This is a genomic window from Janthinobacterium sp. GW822-FHT07H11 (assembly GCF_058798615.1).
Map to the genome: position 1 here is coordinate 4110704 of NZ_CM179507.1, position 16252 is coordinate 4126955.

Sequence of the window (16252 nt, forward strand, 5' to 3'; positions counted from 1 at the left end):
ATGAACGCCTCCGCTCCAGCGCAGCGTGCCTTCCTGTTCGACATGGATGGCACGATCGTCGACAACATGGCCTTCCACACGACATCGTGGCTGGCGTTCTTTGAACGCCACGGCCATGCGCTGGACGCGGAGGCCTTTTTCCGCGCTACGGCAGGGCGCCATGGCCGCGAAATCATCGCCCAGTACCTGGGCGAGGATGCCGACCACGCTACCCTGCTGGCTGAAAAGGAAGTCGTCTACCGCGAACTGTATGGCCCGCACCTGGCCACCGTCGCCGGCTTCGACGCCCTGACGGCCAGCGCGCATGCCCAAGGCGTGGCGCTGGTGGTCGGTTCGGCGGCGCCGACGGAAAACATCGACTTCACGCTCGACGGCCTGGACCTGCGCCAGCGCTTCAACGCCATCGTCGGCGCCGCCGACGTGGAACGGGGCAAGCCGCACCCGGACGTGTTCCTGAAAGGCGCGCAGCTGGCCGGCGCGCTGCCGCAAGACTGCATCGTCTTCGAAGACGCGCCCCTGGGCGTGGAAGCGGCGCGCCGTGCCGGCATGCGCGTCGTGGTACTCACCACCACCCTGCCGGCCGAGGCGTTTGCCGCCTTCGACAACGTCATTGCCATCGTGCCGGATTTCTCCGCACTCGACGTCGACGCACTGTTTGCCAGCGTGGCGCCAGCGCTGGCACCACATCATCAATCATCACCAACGAAGAACACCATGACTACGGATATCCAAGAACAAGCCGCCGCCCCCGATGAAAACAAGATCATCGCCGAGCGCCGCGTCAAGCTGGCCGCACTGCGCGAACAAGGCGTCGCCTTCCCGAACGATTTCCGCCCCGAGCACAAGGCGGCCGATCTGCACGCGCAATACGGCGGCAAGACGCGCGAAGAGCTGGAAGCCGAACCTGTCACCGTGGTGCTGGCCGGCCGCATGATGCTCAAGCGCGAAGCGGGCAAGAAAGCCGCTTTCGCCACCCTGCAAGACGCTTCCGGCCCGAAGGCCGACGGCCGCATCCAGATCTACGCCACCCTCGACCTGACGGGCGAAGCGGCCATGGCCGCCCTGCACCACTATGACCTGGGCGATATCCTGGGCGTGACGGGCACCCTGTTCAAGACCAAGACGGACGAACTGACCATCAAGGTCACGGAACTGCGTTTGATCACCAAGTCGCTGCGCCCGCTGCCGGACAAATTCCACGGCCTGGCCGACCAGGAAACGAAGTACCGCCAGCGCTACGTCGACCTGATCATGAACGAAGAGACGCGCCGCACCTTCAAGGCGCGTACCGCCGCCATCTCGTCGATCCGCCGCTTCATGGAAAAGAACGAGTTCATGGAAGTGGAAACGCCGATGCTGCACACGATTCCCGGCGGCGCGGCGGCCAAGCCCTTCATCACGCACCACAATGCGCTGGACATGCAGATGTTCCTGCGCATCGCGCCCGAGCTGTACCTGAAGCGCCTGGTGGTGGGCGGCTTCGACCGCGTGTTCGAGATCAACCGCAACTTCCGCAACGAAGGCGTGTCGATCCGTCACAACCCTGAATTCACGATGATGGAATTCTACGCGGCCTATACCGACTACAAATGGCTGATGGATTTCACGGAAGCCGTCATCCGCCAGGCCGCCATCGACGCGCACGGCACCGCCACCCTGACCTACGGCGGCCGCGAACTCGATCTGGCAAAACCGTTCCACCGCCTGACCATCGTCGAAGCGATCAACAAGTATGCGCCGGGCTACACGCCGGAGCAGTTGAACGATGCCGAATTCATCAAGGAAGAGCTGAAGAAATTCGGCGTCAAGCCCTTCGCCACGGCCGGCCTGGGCGCGCTGCAACTGGCGCTGTTCGAAGAGACGGCGGAAGCGCAGCTGTGGGAACCGACCTACATCATCGACTATCCGGTCGAAGTGTCGCCACTGGCGCGCGCTTCCGACACGGTGGCCGGCATCACCGAACGTTTTGAATTGTTCATGGTGGGCCGCGAGATCGCCAACGGTTTCTCCGAGTTGAACGATGCGGAAGACCAGTCGGCCCGCTTCCTGGCGCAAGTGGCCGCCAAGGATGCCGGCGATGAAGAGGCGATGTTCTACGACGCCGACTACATCCGCGCGCTGGAATACGGCATGCCGCCGGCCGGCGGCTGCGGCATCGGCATCGACCGTTTGATGATGATCATCACGGATTCGCCGAACATCCGCGACGTGCTGCTGTTCCCTCACCTGCGCCGCGAAGAGTGATGAACACCTGAAAAATCTACTGCGCGTCGCGATTTGCGGCCTGCGATGCTCACTGTGCTATAGCACAGTTGCGCTTCTTAGCCGCAACTCACATCCGCTCGCTACGATTTTTCAGGCGTTCGATGCTTCAAGGCAAAAAAAGCCGCCTGATTTTGCGATCAGGCGGCTTTTTTACGTCTGCCGCAGGCCGTCAATCGGCCAGGGTCACGCGCTGGTGGCTGCGGCTGGCCTGCTGCGCCGCCAGTGCCGTGGCCAGCGCGCGCATGCCGTCATCTCCCGTGGCGGCCGGCTGCCCTACGCCGCGCATGGCGCGCTGGAAGGCGCGCACCGAGCGCACGTACAGGTTTTCATGCTCGACGGGGATGTCGACGCTGCCGCCGTCGCGCGTCAGGCTGATGCTGCCGACGGGGCGCTGCGTCATCACGCCGGTGGCGAAGATGGTGCCCTTGCTGCCGATGATTTCCACGCCGGACAGCGAATACGGCGCGTTGAACGCGTCGTGCACCTGCACCAAAGTGCCGTTGTCGAACTCGATGACGGCCATCAGACCCTCTTCCAGCCCAGCCACCGTCATGCCGCCGCTGGTGGCGCAGGCCGTGACGTGGCGCGGCTCCGAGTCGAGCAGGAAGCGCAGGGTGTCGACGTCGTGCACGAACATGTCGAGCGTGACGCCGCCCGACTCGGGCGCATCCAGGCGCCAGCCGCGCAGGTGCTGCGGCAGGTTGTTCGCGTGCAGCACGCGGCCATACAGGGGCTGGCCGATCTCGCCCGCGCGTATCAGCTCGCGCACCTTACCGTGCGTGGCGGCGTTGCGCAGGTGGTGGTTAATCCCCAGCACCACGCCCGCTTCGGCGCAGCCGTCGACCATGCGGCGGGCGTCCTCCAGGTTCAGCGCCAGCGGCTTCTCGCACAGCACGTGCTTGCCCGCGCGCGCCGCCTGCAAGGTTTGCGCCATATGCCACTCGTTGGTGGTGCTGATGTACACGGCGTCCGCGCCCGGGTGCGCCAGCGCCGCATCCAGGTCCGTGTAGCTGGCGGCGATGCCGAATTGCGCCGCAAAGGCGGCGCCGCGCGCAGCATCGCGACTAACCACGGCCAGCACCTCGGCGTCGCCCTGCTGGCCGATTGCGTCAACCATCCATTCGCGCGCCACGGTGCTGGCGCCAACCAAAATCCATCCGGTTTTCTTCATTCGATTCTCCAGTTAAAAAGTGTGGCGCAGGCCCAGGTTCCAGGCCTGGTTGCCGGTGCCGTTGTCGGTGGCGTTGCCCACCAGGTAGGCGGCGCCGTTGCGGTTGTCGATGTGGGCATAGGCCGCATACAAGGTGCTGCGCTTCGACAGCGCATAGGTGTAGCCGATGCCGAGCTGGCTGGCGTCGCCGTTGGCGGCGCGCCGGTCGTCGCGCCGCACGTACGAGAACAGGACGCGGTGCGGGCCAAAAGGCACGGTGGCGCCCAGCATCAGGTCCGCGCTGTCGACCGTGGTGGCGGCGCCCGCCGTGCTCTTGCTGACGGCGACGGCGCCATGTGCCTTGAGCACGCCGAAGTCCCAGGTGGCGCCCAGCACCGTGTTGCGCGCCCGCCCCGTCAACAGCGCGCTTGACAGAGTGTTGGCGTCCTGGTGCGCCAGGCGCACATACAGCGGCCCGCTGGCATAGGTGGCCGCCGCGCCAGCGTAGCGCCTGGCCGAAGCGTCGCCCGGCACTTCGCCGAAGCCGTACGCCAGCTCGCCGGAGAGTCCCCCGCGCACGGGCGAGCTGTAGGTGATGCTGTTGTCGACGCGGCTGATGTAGCCGGCCGTGAAGACGTTGCTCATCCTGCCAGCAAAGCCCAGGTAAAACGGGTCCAGCGCGCCCAGGCTGCTATCGATGAAGGTGTACTGGCGGCCCAGCCGCAAGGTGCCCGCCGCGCCGGCGAGGCCGACGAAGGCCTGGCGCCCGAACAGCAGGCCGCCCTGGGCCGAGGCGCCCGTGTCGGCCAGGATGCCCGCATCCATCGTGAAGATCGCCGTCATGCCGCCGCCCAGGTCTTCGCTGCCCTTGAAACCGAGACGCGAGCCGTTGGCGATGCCGCTCGTCACCTTGAGCACCCTGCCCCCGGGGCCGCCGTTCTCGGACACCACGCCCAGGTCCGCGATGCCGTACATGGCCACGTTCGACTGCGCCGAGCACAGGCCGCCGCAGGCGCCCGCGCCGATGATCATTGCCCTTGCTACCTTGTTCTTCATCTTTTTTCCTGTCTGTGGATGCTGTTCTTAGCTGACCAGGTGGCGCGGCCGCTCGCCGCGCAGGCCGGCCAGCAGGTTGTCCACGGCCTGCTGCGCCATGGCGTAGCGCGTTTCATGCGTGGCCGAGCCGATATGCGGCAGCGCCACCACGTTGGCCATGCCCGGCAGCGGATTGTCCGGCGCCAGCGGTTCGCGCTCGAACACGTCGAGACCGGCGCCGTGGATGGTGCCCTGCTGCAGCGCCTCGATCAGCGCCGCCTCGTCGACGATGCGCCCGCGCGAACCGTTGATGAAGATGGCGCCGGGGCGCATCAGCGCGAACTCGCGCCGGCCCATCATGCGTTCCGTCTGCGCCGTCAGCGGCAGCACCACGCAGACGAAGTCGGAGCCGGCCAGCAGCTCGTCGAGCGCCACCTGGCGCGCGCCCAGCGCCGCTTCCACCTCGGGCACCGCTTCGCCGTTCACGTACAGCACCTGCATGCCGAAGCCCAGCGCGGCGCGGCGGGCCACGGCGCGGCCGATGCGGCCCATGCCCAGCATGCCGATGGTCTTGCCGTGCACGTTGACGCCGTACTGGCTTTCGCCCACGCTGCGCGTCCAGCTTCCCGCCTTGACGAATTCGGCCAGTTCGACGACCCTCCGCGCGCTGGCGAGTATCAGCGCGAAGATCGTGTCGGCCGTCGTTTCCGTCAGCACGTCCGGCGTATTGGCCAGCAGGATGCCCCGTTCGCGCAGGTAATCGACGTCGAACTGGTCGACGCCCACCGAAATGGTGGAAATGATGCGCAGGTCCAAGGCCGGGTCCAGCAATTCGCGGTCCAGGCGCACGCTGGCGCCCAGCAAGCCATGCGCGCCGCGGATGGCGGCGGCAAACGCGGCGCGGTTGCCCGCGTCGATCGCCTCGAAATACGTCACCTCGCATTCGGCGCGCAAGCGCGCCAGCAGCGGCTCGGCCAGCTTTTTATATACAACCACATGTTTTTTCACGAGTTTTCCCCTGTCCGGTTCAAGATTGGCCCAGCGCGTCGAGCTGGGCGCGGGTCGGCAAGCCTTCCATGTCGCCGGCCACCTGGATGGCGAAGGCGCCGACCCGGTTGGCGCGGCGTACCGCCTGCGCCAGCGGCAAGCCTTCCAGCAAGGCGCTGACCAGGCCGGCCGCGAAGCCGTCGCCGGCGCCCACCGTGTCGACCACCTTGGCCACGCGCTCGCCCGGCACCACGCCGCTGTCGCCATCGGCCGTGCGGTAATAGGCGCCGTCGGCGCCCAGCTTGATGACCACCAGCCGCACGCCGCGCTGCAGGTAAAAACCGGCGACGTCGTGCGGCAGCTCGTGGCCGGTGAGGATTTTTCCTTCGCCCAGGCCGGGCAGCACCCAGTCCGCCTTGCAGGCGAGCCGGTTGACCTGCTCGACCATGACGGCTTGCGACGGCCACAGCGTGGGCCGCAGGTTCGGGTCGAACGACACGGTGCGGCCATGCTCGCGCATGAAATCGATGGCCTGGCCGGCGAACGCCAGGCTGGTGGCGGACAGCGCCGCCGCCACGCCCGTGGCGTGCAAATGGCGCGCCGACAGGAAATAGGCGGGGTCGAAGTGCTCGGGCGCCAGCCGGCTGGCGGCGGAACCCTTGCGGAAGTATTCGACCAGCGGATCGACGCCGTTCTCGGCCCGGGCCTTGAGCTGAAAGGCGCTGCTCTGGCCGGCGACGGTGGCGACCCGGCTGCAGTCGACGCCCTCGGCCTGCACGCTGGCGCGGATGAAGCGGCCGAACGAGTCGTCGCCCACGCGGCTCAGCCAGCCGACTTTCAAGCCCAGGCGCGCCAGGCCGATGGCGACATTCGTCTCGGCGCCGGCCAGGCGGCGCGTGAAATGCGCCACGGCCGCCAGGTCGCCCGTTTCCTCGGCCACGAACATCGCCATCGCTTCGCCGTAGGTGACGACATCGAGCGCATGCGCTCCCGGCATCGCCTTTTGACTCGTTTCGAGGTCCATCATGCGGCCTCCAGCATCCGGATGTAGCGGCCCGTTTCGGCCACCAGGTCGGCGCCCTCGAGCGGGAATTCGATGGCCCGCTGCACGCCCGGCGCAAAGTGCGCGAAGACGGCGCGCCAGGCCGGATCGGCGTCGGAAACGGCGCAGGCGGACAACCGCCCCGCGTTCTCCATGACGGCCTTGCAGTGCACATAGCGCACGTACGGCGCCAGCAGGCGCGCCGCCTGCTGCGCATCCTCGCCCACCCAGCGCCAGTTGCCGATGTCGAAGGTCAGCCCCACGGGCAGCCCGATCTCGCGCGCCGCCGCCAGGAAGCGCGCCATCGGTGCCAGCGCGCCGCCGTGGGCCGTCTGGTCGTTTTCCACCAGCAGCGCCACGGGCGCGCCAGTCAGCCGGGCCTTCAAGGCCGGCAAGTCAGGCGCGGCCGGGTAATGACCGAGCGACACCTTCAGGTAGCGCGCCCCCAGGCGCGCCGCCTCGTCCAGCATCTGCTGCAGCAATTCCTGCCGCAGCAGCCCGTCCGCGTCCCACAATTCGATGGGCGTGGAATACACGGAGTACAGGCCGCGCGCGGCCACCGCCGCGCCCATGCGCGCCAGGTCCGGCAAGTCGGAAGTGAACAGTTCGCGGCGGATTTCGATGCCGGCGCCGCCCGCATCGGCCACCACGTCGATGAAATGGCTTTGCCCCAGTTGCCTTACCCTGCTTGCGCCATAGGCCGACGCCGCCACCAGGACGGGGCTCATTTGATCGCTCCCGCGCCGACGAACTGGCGCGCTTCGGGCGTTTGCGGGTTGCTGAAAAACGCTTCCGACGGCCCGCTCTCCCACACCGTTCCCTGGTGCATGAAGACGGTGACGTCGGCCATGCGCCGCGCGAATTCCATCTCGTGCGTCACCAAGAGCATCGTCATGCCCGCCTGCGCCAGCTCTTCCATCACTTTCAGCACTTCCTGCGTCAGTTCCGGGTCGAGCGCCGACGTCACTTCGTCGAACAGCATCACTTGCGGCTCCATCGCCAGCGAACGGGCGATCGCCACGCGCTGCTGCTGGCCGCCCGACAGCTGCTCGGGATAGGCGTCGCGCTTGTGATCGAGGCCCACCTGCTTGAGCACGCGCAGCGCCGTGGCGCGGCCCTGGGCGTCGGGCACCTTCTTGACGATGCGCGGCGCCAGCATGACGTTTTCTTCCACGGTCAGGTGGGGGAACAGGTTATAGCTCTGGAAAACCATGCCGACGTCCTTGCGCAAGTCGAGCAAGTGTTCCTGGCGCGCCGTCAGCGTATGGCCGGCGACGACGATGCTGCCGCTGTCGATGGTTTCCAGGCCGTTGATACAGCGCAGCATGGTGCTCTTGCCGGAGCCGCTGCGGCCGATCACGGCGATCACCTGGCCCCGCTCGACGGCGAACGAAACGCCCTTGAGCACGTGGTTGGCGCCGAAGCTCTTGCTGATATTGTCGATTTCAACGATGGGCATGGAATTTCCTTTCCAGTGAATGGCTGTAGCGCGACAGCGGATAGCACAGCGCGAAGTAGATCAGGGCGACGACGGGGAAGACGATGAAGGGCAGGAAGGTCGCATTGCTGACCAGTTGCCCTGCGCGCGTCAATTCCACCACGCCGATGATCGAGGTGATCGAAGTGTTCTTGATGATCTGCACCATGAAGCCCACCGTGGACGGCAGCGAATGGCGCAGCGCCTGCGGCAGGATGACGTAGCGCAGCTGCTGGTAGCGGTTCAGCGCCAGCGCGGCCGACGCTTCCCACTGCTGCCGCTGCACGCCCTCGATGCAGCCGCGCCAGATCTCGCCCAGGTAGGCGCTGGCAAAGATCGTCATCGCCGCGCCGGCCGCGATGAGCGGCGACAGCTTGTAGCCGAACAGGGCCAGGCCGTAATAGGTCAGGAACAGCACGATCAGCACGGGCGTGCCCTGCACCAGCTGGATGTACAGGGCGCTGGCGAAACGCAGGAGCGGGCTGCGCGCCGTGCGCAGCAGCGCCACGGCGAAGCCGGCGATGCCGCCCGTGATGAAGACGATCAGCGACAGGCCGATGGTCCAGCGCGTGGCCTCGAGCAGGAATTGCAGGTTATCCCAGGAAAAGTCACTGATCATGTCAAGCTCCCATGCGCGCCGCGCCCAGACGGCGGCGGCGTTTGAAGACGATCTGGCCCAGCACCCAGAAGCTGAAGCGGAACAGCAGGGCCAGCAGGATGTACAGCACCATCACGACGATGTAGATCTCGAAGCTGCGGAAGGTTTCCGCGTCGAGCAGGTGGGCGGCGGCGGTCAGCTCTTCTGCGGAAATGGCCGACACGACGCTTGAAGCGAGCATCATCAAGGTGAACTGGCTGGCCAGCGCCGGATAGACTTTTTCCAGCGCCGGCAGCAGCACCACGTGGCGCATCACCTGCCAGCGCGTCATGCCCAGCGCCTGCGCCGCCTCCAGCTGCGAGGGATGCACGGCGCCTATGCCGGCGCGCACGATTTCCGCCGCATAGGCGCCCAGGTTGACCGTCATGGCGACGAGCGCCGCGCCGTTGGCGTCGAGTTGCAGGCCCAGCGACGGCAAGCCGAAGTAGATGATGAACAGCTGCACCAGGAACGGCGTGCTGCGGATGATCTCGACATACGCGCGCACCGCGGCGCGGGCATAGGCGGGACCGTTCTTCAGGATGACGGCGGCGCACACGCCCACCGCCAGCCCCAGCACCATAGCCATGGTGCTCAGGCGTATCGTCAGCGCCGCGCCCCACAACAGGCGGTCCAGCGATTGCATGACGAGTTCGAAATGAAATTCATACGGCATACACAACTCCTTGTCTGCGTGCGCGTCCCCGGCCGCGCCTCCATGGCGGCGCGCCGTAGGGACGGGCACTTTCCCTATGCGGCTGGCGGTATCAGAAGGTCGGCAGCGCCGGCAGCGGTGCGCCGCTCCACTTGCGCGCGATGGCGTCGAGTTCGCCGTTCAGCTTGACGTAATAGATGAAGTTGTTGAGCCATTGGTGCAGCTCGAAGTCGCCGCGGCGCACCGCCATCGAGTTCGGTTGCAGCGAGTAGGCGAAGCGGACCTCGATCTTGCCGGCGCCGCGCGTCTTGATGATGTCGAGCGCCATCGTGCTGGGGATCGAGACGGCGTCGACCTGCTTGCTGAGCAAGGCCTGAGTGACGGTGGCGTCATCTTCGAAGCGCACGATATTGGTGCCGGCCGGCGCCATGCGGCTCAGCGCCGTGTCGTTGGTGGTGCCGCGCGTCACGCCCACTTTCTTGCCCTTCAAGTCGGCCAGGGCCTTGAATTTGCCGCCGACGGGCGCGACGATGGCCAGTTCGAACGCGCTGTAGGGCATGGTGAACATCAGGGTCTTGGCCCGTTCCGGCGTGGGCGCCAGCGTGGCCACGAGGAAGTCGACCTTGCCCGATTCCAGCGACGGCACGCGCGACGGCGCCGTCAACGGGACTATTTCCACGGGCAGGTTCAGGTATTTTCCGATCAGGTTGGCGACGTCGACGTCATAGCCGACGGGCGCGCCCTTGGCGTCGATGCTGCCAAACGGCGGCGTGCCGCTGACCACGCCAATGGTCAGCTTGCCTTTCTTGATCAGGTCGCCAAGCGTCTGGGCGCCGGCATCGGCCGCCGCACCGAGGGCAAACGTCGCTGCGAGCGCGCAAGCCACGATCTTCGAATAAAACAGTGTAGTCATCTTCATGCTTCAGTCTCCTGTGATCCCGGAACCGGCCTCGTCGAGGCACTGCCGGGAATATTGTCAAATGGACGATTCAGATCGCCTCTTGCCGTGTAGTACCAACCTCCTGCCCTTGCCCTGCCTGACTATCCATGCCCCTTTCCGGTGAGAACACCTTTTATGAAACCGGTTCCATTACCTGCTCAAAAAAAAGGGCAACGCCCTCTTCCCCCCTCAAGCGTCGCCGCCCTTGCGTACTTCGCCACCCTGGGTGGAATTACGCACAATCAACTTACCCGGCAACAGCACCTCGCGCGGCGGGCATTGATCGCCCTGCAGGCGCGACAGCATGCACGTCATCGCCGAAAAGCCGATCTCGTAAGTCTGCTGCTCGATCGTGCTCAGGCCCGCCAATGGCGACCACGGCAATTCGTCAAAGCCCAGCAAGCCCACGTCCTGCGGCATGCGCAATTCGAGGCGCTGCAGCATCAGCGCCAGTTCCAGCGCCACCATGCCGTTCGAGGCCAGCAGCGCCACGCGGCGGCCGCGCCACTGCGCCAGGCATAGACGCACCTGCGCGTCGATGGCGGGGCGGTCGTCCAGGTCCACGGCCAGCACCGCGCCCACGCAAGCCGGATGCTCGGCCATCACGGCCTGGAAACCGTCGGCGCGCATCAGCCGCGAGCTGACGCCCGTCAAGGGCGGCGCGATGAAGGCGATGGCGTCGAAACCCTGCTCGATCAGATGCGCGGTGGCCAGCCGGCCCGCCTGTACATTGTCCAGGCCCACGAGGTCGAAATCGACGCCCTCGATGCGGCGGTCGACCAGCACGATGGGCATCTCCGCCTGCTGCAAGTCGGACGACTGAATATTGCGCCCCTGCGTGTTGACGATCAGTCCTTCCACGCTGTACGAGCGCAGCGCGGCCAGCGACTGGCGTTCGCGCTGTTCGTCATTGCCGGTATTGCATAAAATCAGGGTATAGCCATGTTGCTGGCAGGCCGCCTCCACGCCTTGCAGCACGGCCACCGTGTAGGGATTGAGCATGTCGGCCACCACCATGCCGATCAGGCGCGTGCGTCCGCGCTTGAGGCCGCGCGCCATCTGGTTCGGCTGGTAGCCGAGGCGCGCGATGGTGCTGGCGATCTGCTGGCGGATGTTGTCGGACAAAGCATCGAGTTCCCCGCCGAGAAAGCGCGACACGCTGGTCTTCGACACGCCCGCCTCGCGCGCCACCTGGGCGATGGTCACGGGCCGGGCCGGCTCGCCGGTAACTGTTTTTTTGCTGCCGCGTACTGAATCCAAGCTTGCTCTCCACTAGCTGTTGATTGCATATTTTTATTTTGGAACCGGTTCCAAAGATAGCACCCAAGAATCGATGACGCAAGCGATTTGATTGCCTGTGGTGGCGAAAACACACGACGGAGGGGGCGCAAAGGAAAAGGCGCCGCCCTCCCCCCGGCGAACGCAGGGGGCGGGCGGCGCTGGCTGGAAAACGGCTTACTGGATCACGGTATAGCAGGGCACGTAGGCAGTGCCCGCCAGTTTCATGCGGTGCTGCGCCACGAACGAGGCGAGCAGCGCATCCATGGGGCCCATGATGTCCTTGTCGCCATGGATTTCGAAGTTGCCGTGCTCTTCGATCGAGCGGATGCCGTCATCCTTGACGTTGCCCGCCACCACGCCCGAAAACGCGCGCCGCAGCTGGGCCGCCAGCAAGTGCGTGGCCTGGTTCTTGTGCAGGCTCAGGTTGCGCATGTTTTCATGCGTGGGCTGGAACGGCTTCTGGAATTCGTGGTCGATTCTCAAGAGCCAATTGAAATAATAGGCGTCGCTGTGGGCCTTGCGGAATTCGCGCACCTGGCGGATACCGTCGAGCATTTCGCGCGCCACCAGTTCCGGATCATCGATGATGATTTTATAGCGCTGCTGCGCTTCCGGCCCCAGCGTGTCGCTGATGAACTGGTTGATCTGCACGAAATACTCGCGCGACGTTTCCGGGCCCGTGAAGATCAGCGGGAAGGGAATCTCGGCATTGTCCGGGTGCAGCAAAATGCCGAGGATATACAGAATCTCTTCGGCCGTGCCCGCGCCGCCGGGGAAGACGACGATGCCGTGGCCGGCGCGCACGAACGCTTCCAGGCGCTTTTCGATGTCCGGCATGATGACCAGGTCATTGACGATGGGGTTGGGCGATTCGGCCGCGATGATGCCCGGCTCGGTGATGCCCAGGTAGCGGCCATTGTGCAAACGCTGCTTGGCGTGGCCGATGGTGGCGCCCTTCATGGGGCCCTTCATGGCGCCCGGGCCGCAGCCGGTGCAGATGTCGAGGCCGCGCAAGCCCAGCTGGTAGCCCACTTCCTTCGAATAATTGTATTCGGCGCGGTTGATCGAGTGGCCGCCCCAGCACACGACCAGGTTCGGGTTGAGCTGGGTTTGCAGCACGTTGGCGTTGCGCAGGATGTGGAAGACGGCGTCCGTCACGCCTTCCGTGCTCTGCAGGTCGAATTTCGGGTTGCCCGTCACTTCATCACTGACGAAGATGATGTCGCGCAACACGGCAAACAGGTGTTCGTGGATGCCCTTGATCATCTTGCCGTCGACAAAGGCGATGGCCGGCGCGCCCTTGATGTCGAGCTTGATGCCGCGCTCGCGCTGGATGATGGAGATTTCAAACGATTGATATCGCTCAAGCAAGGCGCGTCCATCGTCGATGGTGCTGCCGCAATTCAAGACCGCCAGCGCGCAGCGGCGGAAGGTGTTGTACAGGCCGCCCTGGCTGGTATCGAGCAGTTTGTTGACTTCAGTCTTGGAGAGCACGTCCAGGCGGCCTTCCGGTGAAACCAGAGTATCGATAACGTCGTGTTCCATAATGCGAAAAATCCTTTAAAAATCGATCCTCGAAAATATTGCAGCACCAATATACGACAAGTCAGGCAAGTTGTGCTGTGCCGCCGCAAAATCGCCGGGGCCCGCGCTTGCCCGCAAACCGGTTTGACCAATATGAAACAGGCATTCTTGCTAATGCGAATGGAAACCTTCGCTCAGCGCAATTTGTAGATTAGAATGCCAGCCTATTGGAATTCCCGTGCATACGGTTCTTCATGAGAGTCCCCGCCGCCCGCAGGCTTCCATAAGTTTGTTTTATCGATCGACTATAATAATTTTTCAGGAGGAACCGCATGAGCGGTGCGACTACGCCCAACAAGGAAGCCGTTATTCCCGAGTTCAAGCAGATTATGGGCCATCCAAGCCCATTGTGGATGTTGTTCATGACTGAATTCTGGGAACGCTTCGCGTTCTACGGAGTTCGCTGGGCGCTGGTACTGTATATCGTGGCCCAGTTCCACGGCGGCGACGGTTCGGGACAGGCAGCGGCCAACCTGACCTACGGTTCCTTCCTCGCGCTGGTGTACGCCGGCGCCCTGTTCGGCGGCTATATCGCCGACCGGGTCATCGGTTACCAGCGCTCCATCCTGCTGGGCGCCATCTTCATGGCTGCCGGCCTGTTCTGCATCTCCGTGCCGAACCAGGACATCTTCAACCTGGGCCTGGCCACCATGATCGTCGGTAACGGCATGTTCAAGCCGAACATCTCGACCATGGTCGGCAAGCTGTATACGACAGCCGATCCGCGCCGCGACAGCGGTTTCACGATCTTCTACATGGGCATCAACATGGGCGCCATGGTCGCGCCCGTCTTCACCCAGTGGCTGGCCGAGTCGATCTTCGGCACCAGCGCCATGCCGTCGTACAAGATGGTCTTCATGGCTTCCGGTTTCGGTATGCTGATCAGCCTGGTATGGTTCTTCATCGGCCGCCGCGCCCTGAAGGGCATCGGCGCACCGGAAGCCGGTTCCGGCAACCCGATGCGCGTCGTCTGGGTGGCCGTCGGCTCCCTGTGCGTGATCCCGCTGATGTATTTCCTGCTGACCGTCGGCGCCGAAAAGCTGCAAATCGTGCTGACCGTGCTGTTCGTCGGCCTGGCCGTGATGCTGATGATCGAAGGCATACGCAATGGTAAAGTGGCGCGCGACCGCGTCATCGCCATGCTGCTGATCTTTGTCTTCAACATCCTGTTCTGGATGTTCTTCGAACAGGCGGGCAGCTCGTTTACTTTCCTGGCTGACAAGATCGTCAACCGCGACCTGGGCTTCTGGATCTTCCCGACCGCCTACTTCCAGACCGTCAATTCGGTGGCCATCATCGTCTTCGCGCCTATCATCGCCGCCATCTGGGTGTTCCTGGCGCGCCACAACGTCAATCCTTCGATCCCGCGCAAATTCGGCCTGGGCCTGCTGGGCAATGCACTGGCCTTCGGCCTGCTGATCTTCGCCCTGTCGAGCCTGGTTGGCGCCGACAACAAGATCCCGTTCTGGACCCTGACCACCGTCTACGTGCTGCAATCGATCGGCGAGCTGTGCCTGTCGCCCATCGGCCTGTCGATGGTCACCAAGCTGGCCCCGGTGCGCCTGGTCGGCCTGGGCATGGGCGGCTGGTTCCTGTCGACCGGTATCGGCAACAACCTGTCGGGCATCTTCGCCAGCCACGTCAGCGGCGAAAGCGGCATGTCGGTGCAGTCGGCCCTGTCCGGCTACACCTTCGGCTTCTGGTCCCTGCTGGGCGCCGGTGTCGTGCTGTTCCTGATCGCCCCGCTGATCAACAAACTGATGCACGGCGTGAAGTAAGCGTCTTGCTGTAGATCAGAACGGCGGCCTGCGGGCCGCCGTTTTTCATTCCGGCGCCGGCTTTCCCCTTGCCGGGCGGTACAATATGGCCAGGGCCGATGGCCACCTCAATCAAATTACAGAAAAATCCCATGTCCAGCATCTCCACCACCTCGCCCCTCTCCGACGACGAATACGCCGAACTCGACACCCTGCTGGCCGCGCCCGCGCTGGCCGGCGCCGCCATGGATGTGTCGATGCTGGAAGGTTTTCTGACCGCCGTCGCCCTGAGCCCGAAACAGATCGCCGCCGGGCAGTGGCTGCCCTGGGTCTGGGACAAGGCGGCCGGCAGCGCCGCGCCCGCGCCGGGCGATGCCAGCGAACGGGCGGCCAGCCTGGCGCAGCGCCACCATGCCTACATGGTCGAATGGCTGGCGAAGGACCCGGACAGCTTCGAGCCCATCTACGTCTGCGGCCCCGCATGGAGCGTGCCCGCCTGGTGCGCCGGTTTTATGCTGGGCACCAGCCTGGACAAGCCTCAATGGGCGGCCCTGGCCGTCAGCCACCCGCAATACCTGGCGCCATTCCAGCACCTGGCCACGGCCAGCGAGCTCGATGACGAGGCGGCCGAAACGGCCATGGATGGCGTCATTCCTGCCGTCATCGCCATCAACGCGGCCTGGGCCCGCCAGCGCCACCTGAAACAAAGCCAGCCCGGCGCCACCGTCTTGCGCGAACTGCCGAAAACGGGACGCAACGACCCCTGCCACTGTGGCAGCGGCAAGAAGTACAAGAAATGCTGCGCCGATAGCGATGCCGCGTAGAAATATTCTGCGCCGATGTTCCATGCGGACGAAATGTGACAATGTGTGAGTATTGGCAATACACAACTGTGTATAGTGAAAAGATTGTTGAAATGCAACAATATTAATCATTTTTTCACCATACAGGAATCCCATGGAAGAGCGCACTTTTTTTGAGCAAGGCGATGTCAAGGTCACCAACGCCCGTTTTGTCAGCGGCGGCCAGACCTATGCCATGAGCAATGTGACATCGGTCAAGCCATTTGAGAAAAAACCGCCACGCGCACTTGGCGTCATCCTTGCCCTGGTTGGCCTGGGCATCATGGTCGGCGCCAGTCCTTTTTTCGGCCTGCTGGTGCTGGGAGCCGGTCTCGCCGTGCTGTTCCTGATCAAGCCCGTCTACCATGTTCTGTTGGCAACTTCTGCCGGTGAAACACGCGCCCTCATGACCAAGAACCGCGAATACCTGAACCAGGTCGTCCAGGCCGTCAATGAAGCGATGATCCACCGCGGCTGACCAAACCGCACGGCCATGACGGCGGTGCGGTAAAATCAGGCGGCGCGTACCGGCCGGCCCCGCAGGCCGGTACGCCTGCCAGGGCCATTGCGGCCGCCGCCACCGCCGTATTACTAGTGTTA

15 protein-coding genes and 1 pseudogene are annotated in these 16252 nt (G+C 64.5%); 5 read left to right on the forward strand and 11 right to left on the reverse strand.

All coding sequences use genetic code 11. The features are described 5' to 3' along the window. Both AC3RCJ_RS18145 and lysS read left to right on the forward strand, forming a co-directional pair. Positions 1-549 (forward strand): annotated as a pseudogene (locus tag AC3RCJ_RS18145) (HAD family hydrolase); the annotation flags it as partial. 165 nt (positions 550-714) lie between these two features. Continuing rightward, positions 715-2244 (forward strand): lysine--tRNA ligase, encoded by a 1530-nt coding sequence (gene lysS, locus AC3RCJ_RS18150; RefSeq protein ID WP_070219960.1) that lies wholly within the window; start codon positions 715-717, stop codon positions 2242-2244. Between the two features lie 190 nt (positions 2245-2434). Here the strand turns inward: lysS and AC3RCJ_RS18155 are convergent, their stop codons facing one another. The 11 genes from AC3RCJ_RS18155 to ppnN form a co-directional block, all read right to left on the reverse strand. Then, positions 2435-3436 carry a Gfo/Idh/MocA family protein gene (locus AC3RCJ_RS18155; protein WP_492963071.1) on the reverse strand — a complete coding sequence of 334 codons (1002 nt, stop codon included), beginning with the start codon at positions 3434-3436 and terminating at the stop codon, positions 2435-2437. A gap of 12 nt (positions 3437-3448) precedes the next feature. Then, positions 3449-4471 carry a porin gene (locus AC3RCJ_RS18160; RefSeq protein WP_492963073.1) on the reverse strand — a complete coding sequence of 341 codons (1023 nt, stop codon included), beginning with the start codon at positions 4469-4471 and terminating at the stop codon, positions 3449-3451. A gap of 27 nt (positions 4472-4498) precedes the next feature. Continuing rightward, positions 4499-5458, reverse strand: coding sequence for a 2-hydroxyacid dehydrogenase (locus tag AC3RCJ_RS18165; protein WP_492963075.1), 960 nt, complete (start codon positions 5456-5458; stop codon positions 4499-4501). Between the two features lie 19 nt (positions 5459-5477). Beyond that, positions 5478-6464, reverse strand: a complete 987-nt coding sequence (locus tag AC3RCJ_RS18170; protein WP_492963077.1) for a sugar kinase — start codon at positions 6462-6464, stop codon at positions 5478-5480. After that, a complete protein-coding gene (locus AC3RCJ_RS18175) occupies positions 6461-7207 on the reverse strand; it encodes a sugar phosphate isomerase/epimerase family protein (RefSeq protein ID WP_492963079.1) in 747 nt (248 codons plus the stop codon). The genes AC3RCJ_RS18170 and AC3RCJ_RS18175 overlap by 4 nt, the downstream gene beginning before the upstream one ends. Beyond that, positions 7204-7938 (reverse strand): amino acid ABC transporter ATP-binding protein, encoded by a 735-nt coding sequence (locus AC3RCJ_RS18180; RefSeq protein ID WP_492963081.1) that lies wholly within the window; start codon positions 7936-7938, stop codon positions 7204-7206. The genes AC3RCJ_RS18175 and AC3RCJ_RS18180 overlap by 4 nt, the downstream gene beginning before the upstream one ends. Beyond that, a complete protein-coding gene (locus AC3RCJ_RS18185; protein ID WP_492963083.1) occupies positions 7925-8575 on the reverse strand; it encodes an amino acid ABC transporter permease in 651 nt (216 codons plus the stop codon). Before AC3RCJ_RS18185 ends, AC3RCJ_RS18180 begins: the two co-directional genes overlap by 14 nt. A gap of 1 nt (position 8576) precedes the next feature. After that, the gene (locus AC3RCJ_RS18190) at positions 8577-9269 is read right to left on the reverse strand and encodes an amino acid ABC transporter permease (RefSeq protein ID WP_492963085.1); all 693 of its coding nucleotides are present in this window, start codon (positions 9267-9269) and stop codon (positions 8577-8579) included. A 91-nt stretch (positions 9270-9360) separates the two neighbouring features. After that, entirely contained in the window at positions 9361-10167 is an 807-nt protein-coding gene (locus tag AC3RCJ_RS18195; protein WP_492963087.1) for a transporter substrate-binding domain-containing protein, read from the reverse strand. Positions 10168-10377: 210 nt separating this feature from the next. Beyond that, complete coding sequence (locus tag AC3RCJ_RS18200) at positions 10378-11448, reverse strand: LacI family DNA-binding transcriptional regulator (protein WP_492963089.1); 1071 nt, start codon at positions 11446-11448, stop codon at positions 10378-10380. Positions 11449-11643: 195 nt separating this feature from the next. Further along, positions 11644-13014 (reverse strand): nucleotide 5'-monophosphate nucleosidase PpnN, encoded by a 1371-nt coding sequence (gene ppnN / locus AC3RCJ_RS18205; RefSeq protein WP_492963091.1) that lies wholly within the window; start codon positions 13012-13014, stop codon positions 11644-11646. Between the two features lie 368 nt (positions 13015-13382). Between ppnN and AC3RCJ_RS18210 the strand changes: the two genes are divergently transcribed. The 3 genes from AC3RCJ_RS18210 to AC3RCJ_RS18220 all read left to right on the forward strand — a co-directional run bounded on the left by AC3RCJ_RS18210 (position 13383) and on the right by AC3RCJ_RS18220 (position 16130). Continuing rightward, positions 13383-14831, forward strand: a complete 1449-nt coding sequence (locus AC3RCJ_RS18210) for a peptide MFS transporter (RefSeq protein ID WP_492963108.1) — start codon at positions 13383-13385, stop codon at positions 14829-14831. A 131-nt stretch (positions 14832-14962) separates the two neighbouring features. Next, positions 14963-15634 carry a UPF0149 family protein gene (locus AC3RCJ_RS18215; RefSeq protein ID WP_492963093.1) on the forward strand — a complete coding sequence of 224 codons (672 nt, stop codon included), beginning with the start codon at positions 14963-14965 and terminating at the stop codon, positions 15632-15634. Between the two features lie 133 nt (positions 15635-15767). After that, on the forward strand, positions 15768-16130 hold the full coding sequence (locus tag AC3RCJ_RS18220) for a DUF6232 family protein (RefSeq protein WP_492963095.1): 363 nt from the start codon (positions 15768-15770) through the stop codon (positions 16128-16130). The last annotated feature ends 122 nt before the right edge of the window (positions 16131-16252 follow it).